Annotated in this window: 5 protein-coding genes and 1 pseudogene; 1 reads left to right on the forward strand and 5 read right to left on the reverse strand. The window is 58.9% G+C overall.

From position 1 onward, the window contains the following. Window positions 1-245: 245 nt before the first annotated feature. The 4 genes from LCM21_RS20615 to LCM21_RS20630 form a co-directional block, all read right to left on the reverse strand. Entirely contained in the window at window positions 246-1,859 is a 1,614-nt protein-coding gene (locus LCM21_RS20615; protein ID WP_224892250.1) for a thiamine pyrophosphate-binding protein, read from the reverse strand. A 607-nt stretch (window positions 1,860-2,466) separates the two neighbouring features. Further along, window positions 2,467-4,188, reverse strand: coding sequence for a SulP family inorganic anion transporter (locus LCM21_RS20620; protein ID WP_224892251.1), 1,722 nt, complete (start codon window positions 4,186-4,188; stop codon window positions 2,467-2,469). 75 nt (window positions 4,189-4,263) lie between these two features. Then, window positions 4,264-4,524, reverse strand: a complete 261-nt coding sequence (locus tag LCM21_RS20625; RefSeq protein ID WP_224892252.1) for a helix-turn-helix domain-containing protein — start codon at window positions 4,522-4,524, stop codon at window positions 4,264-4,266. A 413-nt stretch (window positions 4,525-4,937) separates the two neighbouring features. Further along, window positions 4,938-5,579: an IS6 family transposase gene (locus LCM21_RS20630; RefSeq protein WP_404818144.1), complete on the reverse strand. Its 642-nt coding sequence runs from the start codon at window positions 5,577-5,579 to the stop codon at window positions 4,938-4,940. On the opposite strand from LCM21_RS20630, the gene LCM21_RS20635 reads away from it, so the two are divergent. Then, complete coding sequence (locus LCM21_RS20635) at window positions 5,502-6,143, forward strand: tyrosine-type recombinase/integrase (protein WP_224892253.1); 642 nt, start codon at window positions 5,502-5,504, stop codon at window positions 6,141-6,143. The two genes, LCM21_RS20630 and LCM21_RS20635, sit on opposite strands and share 78 nt — an antisense overlap. Window positions 6,144-6,256: 113 nt before the next feature. On the opposite strand, the pseudogene LCM21_RS20640 reads toward LCM21_RS20635, so the two are convergent. Next, window positions 6,257-6,436 (reverse strand): annotated as a pseudogene (locus LCM21_RS20640) (hypothetical protein); the annotation flags it as partial.

Consider the following 6,436-nt stretch of genomic DNA (forward strand, 5'->3'; position numbering starts at 1 on the left):
GCCAAGCGGATGATTGCTGGACTGGTTTTGAAATAGCGAAACGGCGATCTTCTGGTCATGGCGCGACGCTACAAAACCGCCCTACCCGCCTCAAGCCGGTTTCCTCTGACAAGACCGTCGCCATGGGTATCTTGGCAACGTAAGCCCGGCTGACTTCGAGGCGCAGTCAGCCTGATCTTTTGAAACCGTCCACTGAAACGGGGCAAGACGAAACAGCATCATCTGGAACTTGCACTATGGGATGGCTAAATCCGCATGCGCGGTACGTCGTTCGGGTCCAGGCGCAGCTCGATCAGGAGAGGTTTGTCACGGGTCTCAATGGCCTTGATCGCGGTTTCAAGACCCTCGGAAGAGTCCACCAAAACGCCATGACCGCCCAGTGCAGCCGCGATCTGCGCGAAGGAAGGCCAGTCGAACATCGAAAGACCTGGGTCCATTTTGCGGTCGAGGAACTGGATATGCTCGGCGCCATAGGCGGAGTCATTTGCCACGATGACGATCAGATCCTGGTTCATGCGGACGGCGGTGTTAAACTCGTTGATGCCGCCCATCATAAAGCCGCCATCGCCAGTGAAGAGCACCACGGGCCGGTTCGGCACGGCATAGCCCGCACCGATGGCGACCTGCAGCCCCAAGCCGATGGAACCGAAATTGGTCGTGGCGATAAAGCTTTCGGCATTGGGGCAGGAGACACGGCACCACACCTCGGTCATGAACCGCCCCCCATCGGTGGTTAGGAAACGGTCCTGCGGCAGTGTCTCTTCCAGCCGGTCCAGCGCATACTCGAAATTCACGAATCCGGGTTTGACCTTATCAGGATCGCCTTTGGGATGGGTAGTTAGCTCTTCCATGTCCAGTTCAGCGGTAAAGCCGCTGCCGGGAATTTCGGCCTCATCCAGCCACCAAACAATATTGTCCGCCGTCAAACCCGCATCAGCTACAAGCGCCGCGTCGGGGTGGTAGTTCTTGGCGACCTCGGTAACTGTATCGTTGATTTGCACCACGCGCTTGCCCTTCATCAGCGCACCCTTGTCGGTGGTGAAATGGTGCAGCGACGTTCCAAACGCGACCACGCAATCGGCTTTGGCAATCGCGTCATAAGCCGCGGGCGTCGACAGAGTGCCGAATATGTCGATGTTATAGGGGTGGTCGTTGAACATTCCCTTGGCCTTAAGTGTAGTGGCGAGCGGGGCCTCCAGACGGTCGGCCAGTTTCTTGATCTGCTCGACCGAGTCCTTGGCGCCGATCCCCGCCAGGATGATCGGACGTTTTGCGCTTGCGATCATGCCCACGGCTTCGTCGAGGTCATCGCCCGCAGGTACGTAGGAAGGCGCGTTGAAGGCGGGGAAGACGTGCCGCCTGTGCTCCACCTCCTGCCACATGAAATCGGCGGGCATGTTCAGCACGATTGGCCTGTTTTCCACCTGCGCCCGGTAGATGGCGTGCGCGACATCATAAGAAGCGGTCTCCGGCGATCGCATCTGTTCGAACCCGGCGCCCGTGATCTTGACCGTTTCGCGCTGATCGATGTTTTGCAGGTTATGAGGGTTCGAGACGGCGGTATCGCCTGCCAACAACACCATCGGTACGTTGCCACGTGCGCCCTCGGTCAGGGCGGTGACACAGTTGGTCAGAGCCGGACCATGGGTCACGGTGGCGATGCCGACTTTGCCCGAGACGCGGCCGTACGCCATTGCCATCAGGACCGCGCTGCCTTCGAAGGCCACGGGTACAAAGGTTGCGCTGCTTTCTCGCACGAAATGATCGACCATGAAGAGATTAGCGTCGCCCATCAGCCCGAACATTGTGTCGTAGCCATGGTCGGAGAGGGATTGGGCAATGGATTGGTAAACGTACATGCTGCATCTCATCGACGGTTTCTTGGGGTAGAATTCCGGCATTCATATCGAACCCCTGATGCGTAGAGTACGCAAACCGTCAGTTCACAAATGGGTTTATGCGTAAATTGCGCACGATTCATCGTTAAGACGCGCGGTTTCGGCGTTCTGCAGTTTTCGCGAAAGCACTTCCGCGTCCCAAAGTCGAATAAGGGCTCGACGGTGACTTGCTGCGGCGCCATTACTCGACCAAGGAGCAGGGCTTGGTGGTACACCGCCGCAGGACCAACCTCTGTCAGACTTGCGAGATCAAGGCGCGCTGACTGACACGGGTCCTGCAACTTTTCAATCATCCGAAAAAAGTTGGCAATTCCTGTCCAACCTAAACGCCTCGTTAGTGCAGTAACTTATGGTGGAGACCTATTGGGTATCCGCCTGCTGACCACGCATCAGGGGTCGTCAGCAGCAGCGGGACGGACCAGCCCGTCGCGCTCTAGGCGTCGCAGGAGATGCAGGATACCGCTGTTGCTCATGCCAAGGGCATCCCGCAATTCCGACGGCCTGCGCGGGCGTTCGAGTGCGGAAAGCACGAACCGGCGGCGACGTCGTTCCGGTGCGCCGCCCGGCATCACGTCAACTCCCGCGCATCGTCCGAGGTGTCGGTGATCGCTGCCAGTGCCTCCTCGATGCTGGCCACGTAGTGCACGAGGGGCCGTTTCAGGCCGTGCGTCACGAAGACCCTCTGGATTTCGCGGCTTGCGCCTGTGAGCCAGAGCGCGACGCCGCGTTTGTGGGCCTTGTGGGCGAGACCCTCGATCATGTTGGCGCCGGTCGAGTCGAGGAAGGGTACCGCCGAGAAATCCACGATGAGCGCCTTGTGGCTGTCCTGGATTCGGTCGAGTACCGAGCCGATGGAAGCGGTCGCTCCGAAGAAGAGCGCGCCGGTGATGCGGTAGACCACCACCTCCGGGTTCGCTGCGACCTCTTCGTCATAGCTGCCGCGCGATCCCGCGTCATCCGCCTCGTCCCGTCCCACGAAGGGCGTGTGTGTGGCGATTGCGGTGGTCTTGCTCATGCGCTGGATGAAGAGAACCGAACCCAAGGCGAAGCCGACCACAATGGCCTCTGTCAGGTCGCGGAAGATGGTCAGAAAGAAGGTGGCGGCCAGCACCGTCGCCTCGCCCCAGCCCGAGCGGACGAGTATGGCGATGGCGGGCTTCTCGATCATGTTCCAGGCGACGACTGCCAGCACGCCCGCAAGCGCGGCCAGCGGAATGTAGGCGGCGAGCGGCGCGGCGATGAGCATGAAAAGCAGGATGAACAGCGCGTGCAGCATTCCCGCGACCGGACCATGCGCGCCCGAGCGCACGTTGGTCGCGGTCCGTGCGATGGTGCCCGTGACGCAGAAGCCGCCGAAAAGCGCCGAGCCGATATTGGCCGCACCCTGCGCCACAAGCTCGCAGTTCGAGCGATGCCGGCGCCCGGTCATGCCGTCAGCGACCACGGCAGAGAGAAGCGACTCGATGGCGCCGAGAAGCGTGAAGGAGATCGCGGCCGGAAGTACCGCCATGATCTTCTCGACCGACAGGTCCGGCAGGCTGGGGGCCAACAGGGCCGAGGGGATGCCGCCGAACTTCGTCCCGATGGTCGCGACCGGCAGGTTCAGAAGCGCCGTCGCGAGCGCTGCGGCACCCACCGCGATCAGCATAGCTGGCCAATTTGGCCGCCAGCGGCGAAGCCCGAGGATGATCGCCACCGTCGCCACCGAGACGAGAAGCGCGGCGGGCGTCAGGCTTGCGCGGGCCTCCCACAGGGCCGGGAGCTTCTCCAATAATGCGCCCGGTTCATGCTCCAACGTGAGGCCGAAGAGCTCCTTGATCTGGCTCGCGAAGATGATGACCCCGATCCCGGCGGTGAAGCCGACCGTCACCGGGAAGGGAATGAACTTGATGAAGGTTCCAAGCCGCAGGAAACCGGATACGGTCATCATGAGCCCAGAAAGGAAGGTCGCAAGGATCAGTCCCTCCATCCCGTGTTGCGCGACCGTCGCGGCGACCAGCACGATGAAGGCGCCCGCAGGACCGCCGATCTGGAACCGAGATCCGCCGAGCAAAGAGACAAGGAAGCCGCCGACAATGGCGGTATAGAGCCCCTGAGCCGGGGTCACGCCCGAGGCGATGGCGATCGCCATGGAGAGCGGTAGCGCCACGATGGCGACAGTAAGGCCTGCAATGGCATCCGCCCGCAACTGCGTCAGCCCGTAGCCCTCGCGCAGGACGGTCACGAGTTTCGGGGTGTAGAGATCGGCGAAGCTGGGCGTGTCGCCGGTCAGTCTGGTTTGGTCTTTCATCTGGGGCCGCACCTTAAATGGGTTGCGGCGGGATCGTCGGCATGTCGTCGGCGGTCGCCGTCGCGAAGTATGGGGTCAGTTTTTCGGGGGTGGAGATTTCAAGCGAACGCCGCGTCCGCCTGCCGTGCTGGGGATGCCTTCACCGATCAGCTCGACACCAGCGAGTTCCAGCGCCGCGACGACCTTGGTCAGGCTATCGACCACGCCGCGCACATTGCCGGTGCTGGCCTCCATGCGCTGAATGGTAGGGACAGACAATCCCGACAACTCGGCCAGGGACTTCTGGTCGATGCCGAGAAGGGCACGTGCCGCGCGCATCTGAGGGCCGGTGATCATGAGGCATATCCTGAATGGGATAAAACATCTTTATTTTATTGATATTGATACCTCAAGTATCAATAATCTTGTAGATTATGGTTGTGCTTATCATACTTTCATCAGTCACCAACTCGACGCGACAAATAGACTCTGGAGGAATCGACAGACTTTCTCGCTGGATCAGGGTCATACCCACCGAAGACGTGCAACTTGTGTGCCATTCAATGTGAAGGTCGGGATCGGCATTTTCATTGACGACGCGGGCGAGGCTGCGGAGACCGAAGCAGAAACTGTGGGCACCCCGGACCCCACGACACCTGTCGTCACGCAGCCGGGCGACCTCTGGGCTCTTGGAGATCACCGCATCTTATGCGGGGACGGTGCTGCCAGACCAACTCGAACTCGTCTCAGGTGAGACAGTATCACTGTCCCTATCCCGCGCAGAGACTGCGCCACTCATCCAGAGCGGCGGCACGGCTCAACTTGAATCTTGATCTTGAGCAGAAGCTGCGTTCTGAATTGAAGAGGTTGTAGACTGAAGCATGGACGGCGGCGAATTTCTGCAAACTTCGCATCCGTCTGAAGCGACGCATTGCCCTCTCCCACCGTCGGAATGGCAGGTGAAAATTCTCGGCTCTGTTGTTCAGCCAGCGTCCCGTTCCCTGCCGATTTGCAGCACCGATGTCCTTCAGCGCGGCACCGTAAGATTTGAGCCGATCTGTCACAATCACTTCGGGTCGGCCATGCTTACGCATTGCTTTCTTTAGAAATTTCAACGCAGCCTTCTTGTCACGTTTCCTGGTGACAAAGCTCTCAAGCACTTCACCTTCGTGATCCACGGCCCGCCAAAGGTAATGTCGTTCGCCATTAATCTTGACGAACATCTCATCCAGATGCCAGCGCCACTGGCTCGACTTCATTCCGAAAATGCGCCGCTTCCTGATCTCAGATGTGAACATCGGACCAAACCGATGCCACCAGTGTCGAACAGCTTCGTGGCTGACATCGACACCCCGCTCATGCAGGAGATCTTCCACATTGCGAAGCGAAAGTGGGAAACGGACATACAGCATCACAGCAAGGCGGATGATTTCTGGACTGGTTTTGAAATAGCGAAACGGCGATCTTCAGGTCATAGGGCGACGCTACGAAACAGCCCTACCCGCCTCAAGCCGGTTTCCTCTTACAAGACCATTGGAACAGGTCAACGTGCAACGGATCTTACCCTGATGGAGTGGGGCCACATCGAGGATGGCGGCATATGGGTCACGAAGGGCAAAACAAAAATCCGGCTGTGGATTCCTTTTACTGACCGTCTGCGCGAAGAATTGGCGGCAACCCCTCGCCGAAGCCTGCGCTACATCCTGTGTGACGACCACGGGCGAAAACTGAAATATGACCAAATTCAGAAGGCCACGATTGTCGAGCGCAAAAGACTCGGTCTTGATGCTTACAGCCTGCACGGCCTCCGTTATAGCGCCGCCAGTGAGTTAGCCGAGGCAGGTTGTACGGATCACCAGATTGCCGCGATCACTGGCCACATGTCCATGGTGCAAAAATACTCGAAGGGTGCCAGTCAAAAACGACTCGCAAAACAGGCCCAAGCCAAGCGGGACCAGAACAGGAACCGAACATGAACGTGGGAAACTTTGTGGGAAACCGAAAATTTGGCTGGTTTGAAAGGCAGACGAAAGTTGGTCGAATTCGCCTTGTTTTTATGGCGGTGCTGTCAGACGAATTCGAACCAGTCTCAGTTTGAGGCCAAAACCGAGGGTCTATCCGGACAAAGCTGACGCCACTCAGCAAGAGCAGCGGTGCGTGTCAACTTGAAAGTATCTCTGCTAGTCAGCGATCTTTCCTGGTTGAAGTGGTTGTGTACGGAGGCATGGACGGAAGCGAACTTCTGTAAACTTCGAATGCGCCTGAAACG

It is taken from the genome of Ruegeria profundi, from assembly GCF_020171505.1.
Lineage (GTDB): Bacteria > Pseudomonadota > Alphaproteobacteria > Rhodobacterales > Rhodobacteraceae > Ruegeria > Ruegeria profundi.